13 protein-coding genes are annotated in these 20,479 nt (G+C 43.0%); all 13 read right to left on the bottom strand.

From position 1 onward, the window contains the following. Positions 1–121 (bottom strand): hypothetical protein (locus A1QC_RS15480; RefSeq protein WP_141706031.1); only part of this gene is annotated, 121 nt, incomplete at its 3' end. Between the two features lie 53 nt (positions 122–174). Then, positions 175–2,580, bottom strand: coding sequence for a GH36-type glycosyl hydrolase domain-containing protein (locus A1QC_RS15280; protein WP_017023798.1), 2,406 nt, complete (start codon positions 2,578–2,580; stop codon positions 175–177). A gap of 78 nt (positions 2,581–2,658) precedes the next feature. Continuing rightward, positions 2,659–4,578 carry a beta-N-acetylhexosaminidase gene (locus tag A1QC_RS15275; protein WP_017023797.1) on the bottom strand — a complete coding sequence of 640 codons (1,920 nt, stop codon included), beginning with the start codon at positions 4,576–4,578 and terminating at the stop codon, positions 2,659–2,661. Between the two features lie 40 nt (positions 4,579–4,618). Beyond that, positions 4,619–5,506: an N-acetylglucosamine kinase gene (locus A1QC_RS15270; RefSeq protein WP_017023796.1), complete on the bottom strand. Its 888-nt coding sequence runs from the start codon at positions 5,504–5,506 to the stop codon at positions 4,619–4,621. Next, positions 5,499–7,229 (bottom strand): glycoside hydrolase family 9 protein, encoded by a 1,731-nt coding sequence (locus tag A1QC_RS15265; RefSeq protein ID WP_017023795.1) that lies wholly within the window; start codon positions 7,227–7,229, stop codon positions 5,499–5,501. Before A1QC_RS15265 ends, A1QC_RS15270 begins: the two co-directional genes overlap by 8 nt. 136 nt (positions 7,230–7,365) lie before the next feature. After that, on the bottom strand, positions 7,366–8,367 hold the full coding sequence (locus tag A1QC_RS15260) for an ABC transporter ATP-binding protein (protein ID WP_017023794.1): 1,002 nt from the start codon (positions 8,365–8,367) through the stop codon (positions 7,366–7,368). Positions 8,368–8,440: 73 nt separating this feature from the next. Further along, positions 8,441–9,424, bottom strand: a complete 984-nt coding sequence (locus tag A1QC_RS15255) for an ABC transporter ATP-binding protein (RefSeq protein WP_017023793.1) — start codon at positions 9,422–9,424, stop codon at positions 8,441–8,443. 1 nt (position 9,425) lies between these two features. Then, positions 9,426–10,451 carry an ABC transporter permease gene (locus A1QC_RS15250; RefSeq protein WP_017023792.1) on the bottom strand — a complete coding sequence of 342 codons (1,026 nt, stop codon included), beginning with the start codon at positions 10,449–10,451 and terminating at the stop codon, positions 9,426–9,428. A 2-nt stretch (positions 10,452–10,453) separates the two neighbouring features. Further along, positions 10,454–11,440: an ABC transporter permease gene (locus A1QC_RS15245; protein ID WP_017023791.1), complete on the bottom strand. Its 987-nt coding sequence runs from the start codon at positions 11,438–11,440 to the stop codon at positions 10,454–10,456. 174 nt (positions 11,441–11,614) lie between these two features. Beyond that, complete coding sequence (locus A1QC_RS15240; RefSeq protein WP_017023790.1) at positions 11,615–13,297, bottom strand: ABC transporter substrate-binding protein; 1,683 nt, start codon at positions 13,295–13,297, stop codon at positions 11,615–11,617. Between the two features lie 1,019 nt (positions 13,298–14,316). Beyond that, positions 14,317–17,706, bottom strand: coding sequence for a response regulator (locus tag A1QC_RS15235; RefSeq protein ID WP_017023789.1), 3,390 nt, complete (start codon positions 17,704–17,706; stop codon positions 14,317–14,319). Positions 17,707–18,010: 304 nt separating this feature from the next. Then, positions 18,011–19,039 (bottom strand): 16S rRNA (guanine(1207)-N(2))-methyltransferase RsmC, encoded by a 1,029-nt coding sequence (rsmC, locus tag A1QC_RS15230; RefSeq protein WP_017023788.1) that lies wholly within the window; start codon positions 19,037–19,039, stop codon positions 18,011–18,013. 112 nt (positions 19,040–19,151) lie between these two features. Next, positions 19,152–20,237, bottom strand: coding sequence for an AI-2E family transporter (locus A1QC_RS15225; RefSeq protein WP_017023787.1), 1,086 nt, complete (start codon positions 20,235–20,237; stop codon positions 19,152–19,154). Positions 20,238–20,479 lie beyond the last annotated feature (242 nt).

Here is a 20,479-nt window from a genome sequence, read left to right as displayed (position 1 = left end):
ACCGCTCTTCCGATCTATTTTGAATGATATTGGCGAGCGCTTGCGCGACAAGGCGCACGTTCGCTTGGGTGAACTCTTCCCCAATAAAGGCGCGCCAACCGCCTGTTCCAAATTTGATCATAATGACATCCTTTTCAAACGTTAAAGAGGGAGGCAAAGTGCCTCCCAAATGTCTTAGCCTAAAATCACGATAATATCGTTAATGCTGCCTTCGGCTTGAACCGGAATAGCACCTTCAATGGCCTCACCATTAACTGTGATGGATTGAACGCCTTTGCTGACATTATTCGGGTTTTGCACCGTGATCTTGTACGTTGCGCCACGCCATTGACGGGTGACTTCAAAACCAGGCCATGCTGTAGGGATACAAGGATCGACAGTTAAACCTTCAAAGCCAGTTCGAACACCTAGCATGAAGTTGGTGACGGCAAAGTAAGCCCAACCTGATGTACCGGTTAACCAAGGGTGGTTGGCTCGACCATGATCTTGATGATCGCGTCCCATGATAAATTGCACGTATGAGTAAGGTTCGGCAATGCGAGTTTCAATCATGTCATTTTGATTGTATGGGTTTAGAGCATCGTAGAACTTCATCGCTTGATCGCCACGACCCAGCTTGGCTTCTGCTACCCACGCCCAAGGGTTCGGGTGCGAGAAGATCGCGCCGTTTTCTTTTACGCCTTGATAAACACGCGTGACAAAACCAATGTCATCATTTGGTGTTGCGAATGATGGCGAGTTTAAGTGCAGGCCGTATGGTGAGTATAAGTGCTCATCAACCGAATCCATTGCGCGCTCACCGCGTTCTTGAGATACCGCGCCGGAAAGTACCGCTAGAGTATTGGACTCTAAGTGGATCTTACCTTCAGTTTGTTGAGCAGTACCGATCTTGTCGCCATTTTTAGTTAAACCGCGAATGTACCAGCCGCCTTCATCATCCCAAAGATGGGTTTCACAAGCCTGACGAACGCCTTCCGCCATGGTGCTGTAAGTGTCAATATCGTCTGTTTTGCCTAAGTGTTTTGCTAGATCAATGAATTCTTGTAATGCCCAATAATGAAGGAAAGACACCATAGACGATTCACCACCGCCTAAGTTTAGACAGTCGTTCCAGTCGGCGCGAAGGCCTTTACAAATACCGGTGTTACCTACGTATTCTGCTGAGAAATCAAGCGCGGCTTTCATGTGCTCGTACACAGTGGCATCACCGCCATCGGCATAAGGGATCACTTCATCAAAGAAAGATTCTTCACCGGTTTCCATTACGTATTTACAAATGGTCGGAACGAGCCATAAGTGATCGTCGGAACAGGTATCTTCAATACCGTGGATCTTATCTTCATCGCTTGGTGTTGGCACGACGGTTGGTGATTTTGATGGCACAACATCGGCTTTTTCAGGATCAAACCAATCAGGATCAAATAGGTGTAATCCGTAACCGGCTTTCACTTGGCCGCGAAGTAAATCAACCAAACGTTTACGGGTCATTTTCGGGTTGGCGTGAGGTACTGAAATCGCATCTTGCGCGGTATCACGGTAACCAAGGCCAGTACGACCACCAACTTCAATGAACGAAGCAAAGCGCGACCACACGACACACGTTTCTGCTTGATATAGAGTCCATGCGTTGATCATGGTATCCAAACCTTCGTTTGGTGATTTCACTTGGAACTTGTTACAACGCTCATCCCAGTGGGCTTTGATCCCAGCAAAGTCAGCATCAAGGTTAGCAAGATCTTGGTATTTAGCGCGCAGCTTTTCACCATTGCCTTTACCCATGCCAAGAATGTAAGCAAAGCGTACTTCTTCACCTGGCTGAATCACAAATTGTTTATGCAATGAACCACAGTGGTTATAACAAGTTTGTGCTGAGTTTGAACATTGACCTTGTTCAACTGCAATCGGGTTAGCTTCATCACGGTATAGACCTAAGAAGCTATCGCGTTGACCGTCGTAAGAATCAGGATCAAAAGTAGAAGCTAGGTAGTAAAACCCTTCAAAATCATTGGTGTTGTAATACAGATCGTATTCGATCACACCATTACGGTATTCTGTGCCAGCAGAGTAAAGTGACATCTGATGGTTTTGATTATCCGACTGAATGTGGCTGAAAGAGAATTCCACAAACGAAAATGCACTGATAGTACGTGGCTTGTCACTGGTGTTTTTAATGACTACATCCCACACTTCTGCATCTTCACCTTTTGGTACAAATAAGGTTTTAGTTGCAGTAATGCCGTTGTATTCACACTTGAATTTAGAGTATGACAAACCATGACGAACTTCATAAGAAGCTTCATCTAGGCTTTTGGCGACAGGTTGCCATGAGATAGACCAATAATCGCCAGTCTCATCATCACGTAAATAGACATAGTGCCCCGGGCGGTCAAATGACGCGTTCGGGCGGAACTTAGTCACACGATTGTATTCAGGTGAGTTGTAGAAAGAATAACCACCTGCATTGTGTGAAATAACGGTACAGAATTTTTCTGTGCCTAGGTAGTTCGTCCATGGTGCCGGCACGTCTGGACGAGTGATGACGTATTCACGATTGTCATTGTCGAAAAAACCGTATTTCATTAATGTGTTCCTTACTTAAAAATAAACCTGAGTGAAGACTTTTATCGCTCTTAACTTTTTGCCTTTGAAATCTAATCGCTATTTCAAAGGACGGAAGTTGACACCTTGACGAGTCAAAGTTGGCAAATGTCCGTATAGTCGAGAGAGAAAATCATCCCAATCTCGGTGTTGTTTTTCCGTCCAACACGCTTCTGCAATCGCAAGAAGGCGAGGGAAAACCATGTAATCAATCCGATCTTGGTTATCGATAATTTCGCACCACAAACCACATTGAATACCAAAAATACGCTGCCTTACGGGATCTTCTGGATCGAGTTCAGACAACGGTTCGTAACCATAGGATTTTTCTAGCGGCACTACGCCAGCCCAGTTCACACCAAACTCTTCTGAGGAATAGTCTTGAACGATATCGAAATAGGTGTATTGAGCGGGTTGCAACACCACATCATAGCCATTGCGAGCGCAGTACAAACCGGCTTTTTCGCTGTGCCATGAATACACGATGGTGTCTTTGCTGACTTTGTCGCCATGCTGAACTTCTTCCCAACCGAGCATACGCTTACCTAGAGACTTCAGTTTGTCTTCAGCGTGGCGCAGCAAGTGTCCTTGTAATTCTTTCTCATCTTGATAGCCGTGTTCTTGCATTAACGCTTGGCATTTTGGGCTTTTTTTCCATACGCCGTCCGGCACTTCATCTGCGCCAATGTGAATGTAAGGCGCGGGAAATAGATGAGCAATTTCTTCTAAAACGGTATCTAAGAAGGTGTAAGTGCCTTCTAGCCCCGGAGATAACACGTTATCGGTGTAGTATTGAATACTGCGATATTCCGATTCATCGTCTGGATCGACCAAGAGATCCGGCAGCGATTTGATTGCAGCGCGGCAATGCCCCGGGATATCGATTTCAGGGATCACTATGATGTTACGCTCAGCGGCATATTTAATAATGTCGCGGATTTCATCTTGGCTATAAAAGCCGCCATGTGTTCCTGTTAAGTTAGAATATTGCGGTTCGATTGGGGTGTCCAAACCACGCCATGCACCAATGTTTGTTAATTCAGGGAAGGCTTTAATTTCAATACGCCAGCCTTCGTCATCGGTTAAGTGCCAATGAAAAACATTGAATTTGAATTGGGCTAATTGGTTGATCAGGCGTTTAACGGTGGCAACTGAATGAAAGTGACGAGCACAATCTAACATCATGCCGCGATGATTAAAGCGCGGTTTATCTTGGATTAATACGCAAGGAAGCTCAGTGCTTTGGTTATCAATTTGATGGCTGACCAATTGTAATAAGCTGGCACTGGCATGCATAAAGCCGCTGGTGGAATTCGCTTCTAGCAAGATTTGTTTTTCTTGTACTTCAAGTTTATAAGCACCATCCGCTAAATTAGGGGTGATCACAAAGCACACATTGCCTTGGCTGCTCATTTTGATAGTGTTGTCTAAAACCAAGCTAAATTCTTCAGCAAGCCAGGTTAATGCGCTGTTTGCTTGGCTGCTGTGCGATTGAAAAACAATATTCTGAGTTAAATTAAAATGGCCTTGTTGTGGCTGTTGGCTTTGAGGGTTAGGAATAACGCCTTCAAAGTTGGCTGCTGCAACTGGAGTGCTTGAACGCTGTTTATAGCTGGATGCCAAAGCAATCGGAGTCACTGTGACTTCGACATTGGTTATCTCATTGTCGATCTTGGTTTGGATGAAGGCATCATCAAATCCATCCGACAATAATTGGAAAGGTGAAGTTTGGCATCCAAACTCAACATAATAATGATGATTAGCCAGTAAGCAATTGTCTTGGGGAGGCTGAATCACACAGTAACCGCCCACTTGTTCAATGCGACCTTGAGTTAAGGATTCCGGCTGAATGTAGCGTCGAAAGCTCAGGTGAATCGCCCAGTCGTGCAAATCCAGATCACTTAAGTTATGCAGAGTTAAACCAAAACGTGCGTAATTTTCTTTTTCTTCAAGGACAGCAAGATCAATTCGGTAATTCATAATGTCACCTTCTGAGGTGTTTGTTGTTATTAGTTCCATCTTAAGCCACCACGGAATACAAGTTGTGTTGGGGATGGTTTGCCATCATTAAGGCACCTTCAATGGCATCGTTTTGAGAGGCTACTAGGTGTGATTGTGTTTGGTTACTGAGATAGGGCACGATGCGTTCACCGATCCCGCCCATCAATGCAATGGCATTTGCGCCTTTTTTGATAAGCGCGACTAAATACATATCAATATCGGCGGCGGTGTCTTGCAGTAGTGTTAAAGCCACTTGATCTTTGTCCGCGGCACAAGCAAAAATTTGTGGAGAAAACTGCCCATAATCACAAGGCTTGGCAGTTTTAGACCATTCAACAATGGCATCGATACTGTGATCAAAATGCTGCATCACGATCTCCGTGATTGGACTGCTTGGTTTTATGCCATCTTGACTTAACAAGGTGTATTGAATAAGGCGTAATCCCATGATCGCGCCACCACCAAGATCCGAGATCGGAAACTCTCGGCCACCGACAATATGTTGTTGGCCTTGCTGTATAAAAATTCCGCACGAACCTGTGCCAGCAATCATAATCGCGCCATCATTACCATTGTGAGCACCTAAGCATGCGCCATAAGCATCGGTATTAAGCACCATGCTGGCAAAAGAATGCGGTAGTGCCATAAATTCATGCCAAGCCGATTTTTGTTCAGCCGCGGCTAACGCTAAGCCTAAATGCATGCGTGAATAGTCTTGCTGGCTAAGGCCGGCTTGTTGGCACGCTTGATGAATCGCATCAATGATCGACGCCATTGCCACTTCGACACCTAATAAAATATTGGCGCTGCCACTTTTGCCTTCACCAAGGAGGTTGCCTTGATGATCGCGTATACGTGCACGACAAGAAGTACCACCGCCATCAATACCGACCAATAAACTAGTCATGGCAGTATTCCTTTTGTTCGGTATCCAAATGATGTTGCTGAGCTATGATAGCTAATAAGTACCACGCGCCATGAGGGATCCATTGCTCGCCCCAGCGCCAGTTTTGTAGCATGTCATCTTTTGGGCCTTCAGGGTTAAATGCAATATCTTGCTCATCATCAAAACCTGAAGTTATGCCATTACACACGCCGCCTTTGGCATTAAAAAAGCCAAGGTCAGGTAAGTAATCTGGATTGTTGTGGCCGTGGCCATCTAACATGCACATGTCGTATGGGTTAAGCCCTAAAATCCAGTCTAAAGACGATTGTGCAAAGCGCTTTAATTGGCACTTCAAACCCGGGTCGCTAATGTATGACTGAACGATGCTGGCCATGGTTGATAGCGATGCTAAACGCGCATTTTCACCTTGCCACCAATAACCAGATTCATTGTTTTGGGCGACAAAAAAGGCCTCTCGTTTTTCGCCATCTACTGCTTTCACGTATTGACGTGGATAGCTAAATGGGTTGTTCACTTTGTGAGTAATAGTTAGCTCGAAGCGTAAGGCATTTTCAATCACACTTTGCGTGAGTTTTGCCAAAGGAGCATCATTTTCAATCGATAAATACTCGGTTAAAGCAATGACAGGTAATCCGGCTTCTGACGCGTGAAAATAGGGGCGAGAGCCATCTTGATTGGCTGACCAATAATGTGAAAAATTTTGGTCGCCACATTGACGGTTCATTAATGCGGTTGCCCAGCGTCTTGCTTCAAGTAAGAATTCATTTTTTTGCGTGGTTTTAAATAGCTCAGTTGCTGCCAACAAGGCGCAATATTCATCAATGATATTTTCCGTACCATCGTTTAAATATTGAGTATTGTGTTCGCACAGGTGTTGATAGCCTTTAATCGCAGCCTCAAGGTATTGATTTTGTGTATAGTCACCGTGTTGTTCTAAGCGAGAAGCAGAAGCAAGGGCTGCAATGGCAACACCACCGCCTTGGCGAAAACCGGCTTGGTAATCATCAAACTTATCGCCGTTTTGTGTTTGGTAAGAGCAGATTTCGCGTTGTTTAACATCCTTACTCCACTTATCAAACACGGTTGTGTAAAAGAAGCCTTCAGGGTTTTGCATACGAACTAAAAAATCAGCGCCAAAGAGGGCTTCTTCGGTTAATCGTACCGTAGAAAATTTAGCAAAATCACTGATGTCAGTAGTCAGAGACAAGCCTTTAAGCATGTTCCAAACCACCATAGGGATTTGTTGTGGGTTGAGATAATTAGCGTATGAAAGGTGGCTAAAATATTTACTCACATCACCGGAAGCATCGTACCAACCACCGTGTACATCGACAGTCGTATCGCGATTAAGCAATGGAATGTGACGATCTTGTTGATCGAAAATACCGCCACAGCGTTGGGATTTGAAGTAATGCATCACATCGGAAAACGTCTGTTTCATCAATAGATTATTATTGATTTCAAAAGGATGGGATTGCGATGATCCTATCGCTAAATAATAGCGACCAGCGGTAGAGAAAGATGAAAAATCGATGCGGTAAAATTGGCCTTGATGCCAATTGGCGACTTTTCCTACTGGCGTAATTGCCATTTCATTTTCAACACGATGAGTTTTGGCATTGATCAGTTGAGCGGTAATGTTCTCATCTAAAGTTGAGGCAAGTACAACGGCATTTTTGCTGCTAAAACATGGGTAACCAATATGGTTAGTAAGAATTTGCATGAGTGCTCCGAGCCTCTGTCTGGTTGATAGCTCTCACTCTAATGAATAAGAGCATATCGACGTTGAATCAGACAATGTGTAAAACGTGTTGCGTTATTGAAGCTTGAAATATGAGGTGACCTCAGCTTTCAATGGTTTATTTTTCAAATAAGTAACAACGAACAAAGTGATTGTCTGCTAGTTGGGTGACGCCTGGCATTTTTTCACGACATTTATCCGTGACATGCAAGCAGCGACCGGCAAATGGACAACCAACTGACTCTGGTGTCCATAGTGGGATCTCACCTTTATTGCCTTTTAACTTTTCATGGATCGATTTTTTTGGATCCGGAACGGCAGACACTAAAAGTTGAGTATATGGGTGTTGAGGATCGTGGATGATCTCATCGGTATCCCCCCATTCCACCATGTGACCGACATACATTACCGAAAGATCTTCAGCAATATAACGCGCGGTGGCGATGTCGTGCGTGATGTAAAGTAGTGACATTTGTTTGTCGAACTTCATTTCTTCCATCAAGTTCAAAACACCAGCACGGATTGATACATCCAACATCGAGGTTGGTTCATCCGCAAGCACGACTTCTGCGCCTACTGCGATGTTACGTGCTAGGTTGACACGCTGACGTTGGCCGCCAGAAAGTTGATGCGGGAACTTTGCCGCTGTTTCTTTGGCTGGGTTCAAGCCCACTTGCTCTAAAAGCTCGTAAATACGCTCTTGAAGTTCCTTCTTATCACTCGCTTTCACTTTATTGTGAATGATCAAAGGGCGAGCAATATGATGGAAAATATTGTGAGTTGGGTTTAATGAACCAAATGGGTCTTGCCATACCATTTGCACACCTTCGCGGTAGTGCATAAGATCTTGTTTCTTTTTGATCTCTTGAATATCACGACCTTTGTACTCAATCGTACCTGCAGTCGGGGAGTACATTTTAGCGATCATTTTAGCTGTGGTGGATTTACCAGAACCTGATTCACCCACAACCGCTAAGCCGCGGCTTTTGTACATTTTGAATGACACGTCGTTGATCGCACGCATCATAGGTTGTTTTAATGTACTGCTGCTGATTGGGAAATCTTTAATCAGATTTTTCCCTTCAACCAGTAGTTTTCCATATTTGTCTGATGAGCTCATAATTGTCTCCAGCTTTACGCTAATTCTTTTTAAACTGGCTTATATTGCCGATTCTGCTGTGTGCTGAGTTTGATTAAACTTTCGCTTGAACGATTGGTTCGCCGTATAAATGGCAGTTTGACAATCGGCCTGGCTCAATTTGACGCAGTTGCGTTGGAACTTGTCGACATGTGTCATGCACGCGATCACAGCGAGCTTGGAATCGACAACCTTGAGGAATTTCCAACAAGTTTAAAGGGTTACCCGGAATCCCCGTTAATTTGGTTTTAGGACCGGTTAACGGTGGGAAAGAAGACCCTAATCCTCGCGTATACGGATGGTATGGCGACTCTAAAATTTCTTTAGATGGCGCAACTTCAATTAATTCACCCGAATACATGATGCCGATGCGGTCGGAGAACTCGACCATTAACGATAAATCATGGGTAATGAATAAAATCGAGAAACCAAACTCTTCTTTTAACGCATAGATTTTTTGTAAAATTTCACGTTGTACGACGACATCCAGTGCTGTGGTAGGCTCATCCATAATGATCATTTTTGGATTAAGCGCTAATGCTATGGCAATCACTAAGCGTTGACGCATACCGCCAGAGAATTGGTGAGGGTAGTCGCCTAAACGATCAGGGTGAATATCAACAATTTCTAATAAACCTTCTGCGCGTTTTTTGGCTTGGTCACGAGTCATGTTGGTATGGCGCATGATCACATCACAGAACTGCTCTTCCATTGGAAGGACCGGGTTCAAGGCATTCATGGCGCTTTGGAACACCATTGACATTTCACTCCAGCGGAATGATTGAATGCGTTGTTCATCGTAATCTAAGATGTTTTCACCGTTGAAGATAACTTCACCGCCAGTAATAAAGGCTGGTGGCTTATGTAATTGCATTAGAGAAAAAGCAACAGTGGATTTACCACAGCCTGATTCGCCCGCTAGGCCAAATACTTCCCCTGGTGCGATATCAAAGCTAACGTTGTTGACTGCGCGGACATCGCCCGCGTCAGTGATGTAGTCTACGCATAGGTTGCGGATTGAAATCAGTGGTTGAGTCATATTATTTATCTCCGCTCCAAAGTGCATTTTGTGGTGGCAGTTCAGGCTCACGCGCTTTTTTCTTTTGTGCTGCAATTTTCTTCCAGCGTTTCATGCCTTTGTGCGAGCGTAATTGTGGGTTGGCTACTTCATCAACCGCAAAGTTCAACAGAGCTAAACCAACTGCTAAGGTTGTCAAAGCAAGACATGGTGTAATCAGTTCCCACCAAGCGCCGACTAAAATGGCAGAAGAAGTCTGCACGTTGTACAGCATGATGCCCCAGCTAATAGTGCTTGGGTCGCCCAGACCTAAGAATGAAATGGTCGCTTCCATCATGATGGCGTACATTACTGAACCGATGAAGCTTGCGCCAACAATCGAGATTAGGTTAGGTAGAATTTCAACAAAAATGATGCGGAAAGAGGATTCACCTAATACTTCAGCAGCTTTTACAAACTCTTTTTCACGTAGTGATAGGGTTTGAGCTCGAACAACACGTGCGCCCCAAGCCCAGGAGGTACACCCGATTATTAACGCTATCGTTAATGGCCCAGCCTCACCAATGAATGCGGCTAATACGAACAGTAATGGATATTGAGGAATAACCAACATGATGTTCATTGCGGCGGTAAGAATGTCATCAATTTTGCCACCAAAGTAACCGGCAGATACACCAATCACGGTTGCAAGGAAACAAACCACCAAGCCTGCGCCAAAGCCCACACCAAGTGAGACACGAGCGCCGTACACAAGTTGAGACCAAATATCACGGCCCATACGAGACGTGCCGAGCTCATGGTCCGCTGTTTTCGACATCGCCATCGTGCGGCGATCGTTAGCTAAGTTAGTAGCTACCCAACCATCAGGACTTTGTTGTGCCATTTTTACGATAGTGGCAGGGTATTCATGTGGTTTACCAGTACGCTTGTCTGGGGCGTGCTTAGTAATTAATGGTGCAAACACCGCCATTAAAACGAAAATGGTTAAAATGATTAAGCCAGTTAGGGCTTTCGGGTTACCAGATAATAGTTTAACGAGAGCTTTCATGATTATTTGCCTCCCTTACGTAGGCGAGGGTCAAGCACGACATACAACATATCGGCCAATAAGTTAAAGAACAGCATAAACAAGGTCATGATAAGAAGTTGTCCTTGCAGGACTTGGTAATCACGCGCATTAATTGCATTGAAAAGAACAGTACCTAAACCTGGGTAGTTAAAGATGATTTCAACAATGAGCTGACCACCAATCGCCATACCCAGTGACATAGATAGCGCTGTAACACTTGGCAACATGGCGTTACGTGCTGCGTAGTTAAATACCACGCGGTTTTCACTCAGGCCTTTGCCTTTTGCCATGGTGATGTAGTCTTCACTTAGAAGGTTGATCATGTTGTTACGCATGTTAATTAAGAAACCACCGATCTGAACGACAGAAGCACAAAACAGAGGTAACACCGCGTGATAAGCAACGTCTTTGATGAACTCCCAACTTGTCCAGTCAGGTAAATTACCCGCAGTATAGGCGTAACCAGTTGGGAACCAACGTAAACCTACCGCAAATACAAACATGGCAAGCATGGCAATAACCACTTGAGGAACAGCTTGAATAACTAACATTCCTGGTGAGATAAAGGTGTCGTATTTACTGCCGCGTTTCCAAGCTGCGAAAATACCCAATACTGAGCCAATCGAAAATGAGAAAATAACGGCGGTACCGGCTAAGAATAATGACCAACCAAATGCACCACCTAGTAGGTCTGATACAGATAGTGGATAAAACTGGATAGAGGTTCCTAAGTTCCAGCTAAAGATATTTTTTAAATAAGCATAATATTGAACGATAGGGCCACCTTCAACGAAACCAAGTAGCTCTTTCATTGCTGCGATGCGCTCAGGAGTTACCTGTGCGGTGGCATTGGCAAACATCATGGTCACTGGGTCACCAGGCATTGCACGTGGAATCGCAAAGTTAATCGTCGCAGCGACGACAAGCGCGATAAAATAAAAACCTAAACGTTTTAAGAAAAATCCCATAACTTACACCTTAACTTTCCCAGATTTTTTGGCCTGACTCTGGTTTCAGGCAGCCTATTTCAGACAAAGAAATCCCCTGACGACGAGCGCCATACATTGCTGTATCAAGAGGGGATTTTAATGGCGGTGCACGGGTAGCATCCTAAGATGTGTGCACCGCAAGATTTGAACGAATTACTTAACTGGTTTTAGGTCCAGAACTTGAAGTAGACGCTCAGGAATACCAGCCCAAATGTTTGGACGGCCTTTCGGGTTTTTCTCATTCCACCAACCAGTGAAGCGCTTAGTGTTGTACTGGAACATGTAAGCACCAGACATCACAGGGATAGTCACTTGGTTTTCTGCAATGATTTGTTGGATACCGTGAGCAATTTTCAACTGCTCTTGCTTATCAGCTGTCTTGTAGAAGCTGTTTAGCAATGAATCTAACTTGTCATTTTTGTAGAAGTGCATAGCGAAACGAGGCATACCTTCACCACTTTGTAGTGCTGAGTTGTACGCTGAGTTCCAATAAGTGTATGGATCTGCACCGTGGAAGTAGTTGGTGTAAGCTACATCGTAATCACCTTCTAGCATTGCTTGGTTATAAACCGCAAAGTCAGGAGTACGTGCTTTTGCTTTAATGCCAACTTCTTGAAGTTGCTCAACGGCAAGTTGTACTGTGTTGTTAAAGTCAGTCCAACCGTTTGGTGATTGAATCAATAGCTCGAAAGGTTTGCCAGAAGGCGTATCAACGAATCCGTCACCGTCTTTATCGACGAAGCCAGCTTTCTTCAATAGTGCTTTAGAGCCTTCAACATTGTACGTGTTGTAGCCTTTGTATTTGTTATGAACGGCTTCATCAGACCATGCTTCAAATGCATAACCTAGACCTGAAGCGAAATCATTCACAGTACCGCCGCCGTAGAACGCGATATCAATGATAGTTTGACGATCAAGCGCCATAGAGAAAGCACGACGGAAATCAACGTTAGTCAATGCTTCTTTCTTCGCTGCATCTTTCTCAGCAAAGTTCACCATGAATGCTTGAGTACCTGATGGCGGGTACCAGTAATGGTGGTTAGGACTTACTGATGCGTAAGTTTTGTCGATATCTGGTACGAATGAAGACGTCCAATCAAGCTCAGAGTTTACAATCTTACCTAGTAATTGGTCGTTATTCGCAATTTGTGGAACACGTAGACAATCTACTTCTAGGTTGCTGTTATCCCAGTAGTTCGGGTTACGACATTGAAGGTAAAGTTGTGGTGTGAACGTGTCGATTTGAGTAAATGGACCAGTACCTACAGGGTTTTCGTTTAAGAAGCTTGTTGGATCTTTCACGTCTTTCCATACGTGCTCAGCAACAACTGGCACTTTAGAAATTTCGTAAGGAACGTTTGAGTTCGCTTCTGTTAGGTGGAAGATAACTTGATAGTCACCTTTCTTCTCAACACTTTTCACCCACTTGTTGATACCAGATTGGTCAAGTGCAGGTGTGTTTTTCACTAGGTTGAAAGAGTAAACCACATCGTTAGCAGTAAATGTTTTGCCGTCAGACCATTTTACGCCTTCACGAATGTCAAAGGTAACCGTCATTAGGTCATCAGACATTTTGAAATCTTTTGCAAGACGCATAACTGGCGTGTTGCCGTGCATTTCGTTGAATACAACAAGAGGCTCGTAAATGAAATCCGTTGTTGTTGCTAGGTTAGTTGAACCTAGGTACGGGTTAAAGTTACGAACAAAGGTAGGGTAAAAGTTTGGTACTACTGTTAATTCACTGCGCTCTGCTGCTGAGGCTACCGAAGTAAAACCTGTTGCAGCTACTGAAAGCACTGCTGCAGCGATGGCTGTTTTTTTAATATTGGTAAGCATAGCTGTTCCTTACTTTTGCTTTTGTTTTAGCTTAATTAAAAGGAATGTCATCAATTGATAAACACTCGCTTAAGACCCACCTCTTCAATATCCATATTGATTGTCGGTGTGATGTTCTGTTACACCCACATGGTATTTCGAGTGGCCTGTAGGCCTTTTGCATAACTAGAAAACACCTTACTGTTGAAATCGTCAATTTCTATTCTCGTTAAAACCGTTAAAAACACTTACTTTCTCGTTAAAACCGTAAAAACAATCTCGAATTGATGGAAATTCATACTATTAATTAATGTGATGTTAGTTCGGTTTTTATGAGTCATTTATTGTGTATGTTGGTGCTTACTATTTTTTAATACCTTTATTTTAAGGGTGTTTCTTTGTTTGTTATTTTTATTTGACTTGGATCGCTCTTACGATTTCTGCTTTGTTTTCTACTGAAAAATAGTATTGCCGATTTGTTGTGAGTGGCTTCGCATTAACCGTAATAAAATCGTAATCCAGGGTGAATTAAGGCTTTTCTTATCCGATTTTTTGTCTTGGTTACCGTTGAGTACTGAGGTTAATTAATAGTGGAAAATAAGTGCTTTACGGGAAATTTACGATAAATTCATGCTGTATGAGCCAGTTTGGTCTGGATTTAGGCGTGCTTGCTTCGCTGTTAGCTGGGTAAGTAAATACGTGATACAGGAACGATGAAAGATACAAGAATGGTTGGTTGGACAGGCTCACCTTATGGCGTGTTGAATTTAAGCGATGGCTAGAAAATAGCCTGCAGCAGATGATAATACGAAAGAGGGCCCGCTATGATATGAGGTAAAAGATAATGGATGTTTAAGGCTGTTAGCAGTACAACAGCTTCAAGTTAGATGAGTATGAAGCTTAAATTAAGCAAAGAGCCCACAGTCAGTAGTGAACTGAAGTGGGCTCTTTATCTTGTGTTTAAACGGAATGTCACATACCAAAGTGACTTCTACATCTTGAAGTTATTTGGGTATAAGGTAGTTTAATTGACCTAAAAATTAATTAACCAATAACGTTTGCAGCTTTTCACGACAATGAACAAGGTGTTGCCTTTGTTCGGTATGGTTTCTAGTGTGCTCTAGTATGTAATCAATGGTATTTAATACTGTACGCCAACGCGCCGTTTTGGGCAGTGTTTCAATGCGTAGATACTTATCTAACGTTCTGGTTTGCAAGGTGCTTCTGTCTAAATAGACACGCCATAAGCCACTTTCTTCCGCTAGCGCAAACTTTGTTTTTCCTGTTTCTGATTCCCAATAATCCAGCGCGGTGATCATGGTATCGACGAGCACCTCGCGCATGATTTGCTGCTTATCTTCACTTTTGGGTGCGACTTTATCGGCGAGACGAGTAAATTCGCCACCCAACTCTTTTAATTGCTGTAACTTATTCTTATCGCCATCAAATGCATAACTTGATAGGGCTTCAATTGCGGTTTCTAGATTGTCGATACGTTGTGCGTTGACGCCACCGCCAACGTTAAATATGTACATGGATTTCAGCCCAGACGCATCCGGTAGCATAAGAACATCAGTGCTAATGAGTTCACGTTTATCGTCAATAAAAATACCGACATCACCACAGTAATGCTCTTGGGAGAGGTTAAGGTATTTAGGGGCAATGATTTCATCTGCACTAGAGCGTTTTAATTGCTCTGGGCTACGTCTAAATAACTTGGCGGCTGAGTCATTTGCAAAGCGGATACGCCCATCTTCACGGATACAGACAATGGCTTCAGGAGCTGATTCCAGTTGTTCTAATAACCGGCCTTGAGTTTCAAGTAAGCTAGCTTCAACTTGCTCTCTTATTTTGAGCTCTTGTTGTAGCTGTGCATTTTCAACCCGTCTCATTTCGGCTTTACTTGCGGTTAGGTGCGCACGAATTCTCGCAGCAAGCTCCTGCTTGTTAAAGGGTTTAGTGAGGTAGTCATTGGCTCCAGCATCAAAGCCTCGAATCCGGTCGTTGGTTTGGCTGAGTGCTGTTAATAAAATGACTGGCAGAGCAGCGTGATCGTATTGTTTACGGATCTCTTGGCAAGCTTCATAACCACTCATACCAGGCATCATGACATCCAGTAATACCAATTCAGGTTTTTCTTTTTCAATCAATTGAACGGCGGAGACGCCATCGGTTGCAGTGCGCACACGGTAACCTTCAAGACGTAAGAAACTATCTAAGATCTGCAAGTTTACTGGTTCATCATCGGCGACAACCAACAGTGGGCCATTTGGATTAGCCGGTAATGAGGAGTCTTCTTCATTAACAAATGTGGTGGTTTCTGGAATTTGAAAATGAGTATTTGGCACATGTACTTGATGCGTTTCAATTTGTTCTGGTGTTGCAATTGGCAGCGAGAAACTGAACGTGGTGCCGACTAACGGCTGGCTGCTGACATATAAGGTGCCGCCCATTAACTCAATAAGCTGACGACTAATTGAAAGCCCTAACCCCGCTCCTTGACGGTAGCGAGAAGAATCTTGGCTGGCTTGGATTAATGGCTCAAAAATATGATCTAATTGTTCGGATGGTATGCCTTGCCCCGTATCCACGACTTGGATGCGAATTTTATTATTGAGCACAGTGGCTGAAATGATCACTTTACCTTCGGAAGTGTATTTAATCGCATTGCCGACCAAATTGTACAGTACTTGTTCCAAGCGCTGCGCATCGGCATACACCATTGGGAGTTCTAATGGGATTTGGTTAATGATCCGAATCGGCTTAGTGCCCAATAAATGATTGGATAACTCTAGAACTAAGCGGGTCGCTGCCGCGACATCCACCGTGGTTTTTTGAATGTCTAAATTGCCGTAGCGCATTTTATGATAATCGAGTAGGTCATCGACCAGAGTTGCTAAGCGCTGGCCACTATTGATGATGATCGATAATTGATGCTTTTGATTATTCGGTACAGGGCCGTTAGCGCCAGAGGTCAATGCTTCTGCAATACCCACCATGCCATGTAAAGGGGTGCGTAATTCGTGGGATGTGGTGGCAAGAAACTCATCTTTTAGCTTATTGGCCAGTTGAAGTTCATCATTTTGCTGACGAATGGTTTGAATGTTTTCTTCGAGCTGTTGATTTTGATCGCCAATTAATTGAATTTTTTCACTGATGGAACGCTGCATTCGAGCAAAGCTGCTGGCTAGTCTTCCGATTTCATCTTTACGTTCTATTTTTATGATGTCTTGATCAAGGTCACCAGCGGAGACACGCTCAGCCATCCAGGTTAACTTGAGTAGTGGCGCAGTAATGAAGTTGGATAAGTAGTGTGAACAGATAAATACAATGACGACACCAATCAGCATCACGATAAAAAAGATATGTTTGAGTTGATGTATACGTGAATAAGCATCATTTTCCGGCAGTTCGATGACCAAGGCCCAGTTTTTATTCTGAGCATGGATCGGAGAATAAGCTGCGATGACTTTTTCACCATGGGTGTTACTGAATGAACCTACAGCGGTTTCACCTGATAATGCTTTATTGATAACGGAAGTACTGGCTGCGATTTGTTCTGGTGTTAAACCGAGGATTTTAGGTTTATGGTCGGTACCGACTAATATTTTTGTGATATTACTTTTATCGTTATGATCTCGAATGATATTGGTGAGCGAAGTGCTTGGTAGTTTTAACATGGCGTAACTGTGTAAGTAGCCTTGTTGAATGATAGGGGCACCTACCCACAGAACTTGTTGACCATTTTCAATCTCAAAATCAGAGAAGATAACCGGAGTGTAATCTTCATTGTTTTTGCGTGACTCGAGTACAGTTTTTTTCAGCTTGGCAAAGGTTTGACCTAATGCGCTGTTTTTATATTTTCCAGAAAGTAAGTTGGTTCCAAAGTTATCATCTTTTTGGACGGAATAAGCAACGTCACCATCTCGATCAACCAGGAGGATGTCAGTGAAGTCGGTGCGTTTTAATAAATCTACATAAGCCCAATGGTAGCGTTTATGAAGCAGTCGATAGCGCTCAGTTCCAATGAAGTCTTCGGATTCTGGCAATACCGATGTTTTGATTTGATTCCCAGAGCCTAATATGTAGCGTTGCTGAGCATTTTTTCTGGCATCTTCAACCGTGTTGCCAAGTTTTGAAAAGGCGCTGATCAAACCATAAAATCGCCCACCGCTTGAATAAGCAAGTTCAGAGCGCACCATTCCCATGACTTCTGATTCTTTTGAGTTTAAATAATCATTGATTTGTTGTTTTTTCGTGTCGCGAACAGAGGTGAGATAAGAGGTGCTTTGCTCTTGTAAATCCTGACTATGTGAATGCAGGAAAAAAAGGGCAATAGTGATTAAAGGCGTTAAGCTAACGACGAGAAACGCCGCCATTAAAGTATGTTGAAGTCTTTGAAATTTATGTTTTTTATTTAGCTTCGACATCGCTCTATTTACTTGTAGTCAATGAAGTAAGAGGAATCTTCTCTATCATTAGAAAAGATAAGGTTTTTATAAATTAACGCTAGTATACCCTTTTACAATTTTTTCGACCAATAGTTAAGGAAACTTGTTTTCCATCGGTAAAAAAGGTGACCAAAGCCGCCAAATCACATAATAATTCGGTTTTTAAGTTATTTTTATGGCTTTAAATTAAGAATGCAGAAAGGTAAGGAGAAAAGAGTGAGTGACAGTTTATTTTATCGTTACTGAAACTCACATCTTGAAGCGCTGAATATAAGAGATCGGGTTACTTGGTTTTAATGGCGTGATAAATACTAAACTTGGTATTTTTCGTTACCGTTGTGCACTCACCAAAGCTGCGGCTAATGATAGGTGGGTACTTTAAGAAATTGTTCGCCACAATGAACATGTTTCCTTGACGAGCAAGGTGTGTTGGCGCTTGAGATAAAAAGGTTTCCGCTGCAGAGTATTGAGTATCTAACCCTGAGTGAAAAGGGGGATTACTGATGATGTAATGGTATGTTTTACCGGTATCAGAATAAATGTCTGAAGCGAAGACGTTTCCTTCGAGTCCGTTGGCTTGTAATGTTGCTTTGCTTGATTCGATGGCAAGAGCACTAACGTCACACATGTCCATTTTTGCATCAGGGTTGCGAGTGGCAATAACTGAACCTATCACTCCTGCGCCACAACCAAAATCTAACACTCGACCTTTTAATCTTGGTAGGGTTTCAAGTAATAATTCAGAACCTTTATCAAACTCGCCATGGCTGAATACGCCAGGTAAGCTTTTGATAGTCAGAGTGTCATTACCGACAGTGAGTGGGTAGGTTTTATACCAATCTTGCAAGTTAAATGGCGTCACTTCATTTAGACATTTACCCCAATAGAAAGAGCAACGACGAGCTGAATCGTATTTTTTTACAATACCGTATTGGCTAAACATTTTTTCAATGCTTTTCACGCCGGAACGGTTTTCACCTATCACGCAAATTTCAGTGTTCGTGCCTAACTTTGCCATTAGCATTGCTAATAAATATTCGGCTTCGGCTTTTGCTTTCGGCCAATAAAGCAGCAACATATCAGCGTGAGTATCGGCTTCAAGTTGAGCGCCAAAATAGGAAGTAATTTGGCTGTGTTGGCTAAACTGTTTGTGGTAACCATAATGAGTGGTAAAAACCGAAACAGACTCACAATGCTTGGTTAATTCTAATGCGAAGAGATCTTCAGCTTCACCAGCGATTAAGACATGCTTGCCATGAAAATATTCAAGTTGACGCTGTGCGATTTGGCTTGGGGCGGTGTAAGCAGACATCGTTCATTACTCTATAAAAAAACAGACCTGATTTTCTCACAATCAGGTCTTGATACCAATGTTTTCAGTTTTATTAATCGCTATCCGTGTTTTTCGGTATCTGAACCTGAGATTAGCTATTATCTTGTGAGGTTAAGAAGGCTTTAAATTCTTCTTCATACATCTTGAATAACACCATGGTGATGGCAAAGATCAGAGGGCCATAGATTAACCCAATTAAACCAAATAATTGAATGCCGCCTAACAGTGCAAAGAAAATCATTAAAGTATCCATTCCAGCGCTGCCTTGCATCAGGAGTGGGCGAATGATGTTGTCAATAGAACCGATCACTGCAACGCCCCATACTATTAGGAAAATAGCCCAACCAATGTCGCCAGTTAATAATAAATAAATGGCAGCAGGTACCCAAACCAGAGCGGTTCCGACGACAGGAATAAATGAAGCTGCGCCCATCATGGTTCCCCAGAATAATCCTGGAAGACCGACTAACCATAAAGCAAAACCGCCAGCTATAGCCTGAGCAATAGCCGTTAAGAATGAGCCTAAGATCGCCGATTTCGACACATCTTGGATTTCGCTTAGCAAGCGATCTTCTTGGCTGCGAGATAAGGGTAAAATATGACGCATGCCATTGACGAGTTTTTCATTGTCACGCAATAAGAAGAACAACACGAACAACATTAAAAAGAAGTTCATTAAGAAGTTTGTTGCATCGCCAAGAATGCCTGCACTGATTGAAACTAAGATAGAACCAAATTGAGATATGAATTTAGCGGCACGTTGAGCAATTTCTTGTGGGCTAATATTATCGAAAGGTAAGTACTGATTCACAATACTAAGCCCTTTGGCAATATAAGGATGATTGAGTACGGTTTGGATACCACCGTCAGTCGCCCATGCATAAACCGTTTGTGAAAAGTGAGCTCCTTGCTGAATAATGGCGGCAAAAATGGCAAGCAATGGGATCACAATTACGAAGGTAAGTAATAAGCATGATACGAAGGCGGAAGTATTTCGGTGCTTTGGCCAGCGTTGCTCGAGCTTTTCATGTAAAGGATAGATAAGCAACGAAATGATAAACGCCATAATGATCGAGTTGAGATAAGGCGTAATTAATAAGTAACATGCATAAGCTGCAAAAAGCAACGCAATCACTAAAACCCAGTGGGTCGGGGAGATCTTAAATTTGTTAGGCATGTTTTTTCCTTGCTTGGCCGCTAATGAAAAAGGTATGTTAGCCGTAATAACGGTTTCTGAAGTATATAATGGCGATAAACAGAAACCTTATCAATCAATCATTAAGAAGATAGTTAAAAATTCACAAGTGATATTACAAAACGAAAGAGGTGGATAAATGGGGTGTTGTGATAATAAAAGTGGCTGTAAAAGCAAACAGAAGAAAAGTATCCCTTGGTTTACTTTAATTATTGTCCTGTTGG

This window comes from Vibrio rumoiensis 1S-45 (assembly GCF_000286955.2).
GTDB lineage: Bacteria > Pseudomonadota > Gammaproteobacteria > Enterobacterales > Vibrionaceae > Vibrio > Vibrio rumoiensis_A.
This window is presented reverse-complemented; position numbering and strand designations above follow the sequence as displayed.

Excerpts from the sequence above, each read along its gene's own strand:
- A1QC_RS15260 (WP_017023794.1), bottom strand. The coding sequence starts at position 8,367 with ATGAGCTCATCAGACAAATATGGAAAACTACTGGTTGAAGGGAAAAAT.
- A1QC_RS15250 (WP_017023792.1), bottom strand. The coding sequence starts at position 10,451 with ATGAAAGCTCTCGTTAAACTATTATCTGGTAACCCGAAAGCCCTAACT.
- A1QC_RS15280 (WP_017023798.1), bottom strand. The coding sequence starts at position 2,580 with ATGAAATACGGTTTTTTCGACAATGACAATCGTGAATACGTCATCACT.
- A1QC_RS15225 (WP_017023787.1), bottom strand. The coding sequence starts at position 20,237 with ATGCCTAACAAATTTAAGATCTCCCCGACCCACTGGGTTTTAGTGATT.
- A1QC_RS15265 (WP_017023795.1), bottom strand. The coding sequence starts at position 7,229 with ATGCAAATTCTTACTAACCATATTGGTTACCCATGTTTTAGCAGCAAA.
- A1QC_RS15245 (WP_017023791.1), bottom strand. The coding sequence starts at position 11,440 with ATGGGATTTTTCTTAAAACGTTTAGGTTTTTATTTTATCGCGCTTGTC.
- A1QC_RS15240 (WP_017023790.1), bottom strand. The coding sequence starts at position 13,297 with ATGCTTACCAATATTAAAAAAACAGCCATCGCTGCAGCAGTGCTTTCA.
- rsmC (WP_017023788.1), bottom strand. The coding sequence starts at position 19,039 with ATGTCTGCTTACACCGCCCCAAGCCAAATCGCACAGCGTCAACTTGAA.
- A1QC_RS15275 (WP_017023797.1), bottom strand. The coding sequence starts at position 4,578 with ATGAATTACCGAATTGATCTTGCTGTCCTTGAAGAAAAAGAAAATTAC.
- A1QC_RS15255 (WP_017023793.1), bottom strand. The coding sequence starts at position 9,424 with ATGACTCAACCACTGATTTCAATCCGCAACCTATGCGTAGACTACATC.
- A1QC_RS15235 (WP_017023789.1), bottom strand. The coding sequence starts at position 17,706 with ATGTCGAAGCTAAATAAAAAACATAAATTTCAAAGACTTCAACATACT.
- A1QC_RS15270 (WP_017023796.1), bottom strand. The coding sequence starts at position 5,506 with ATGACTAGTTTATTGGTCGGTATTGATGGCGGTGGTACTTCTTGTCGT.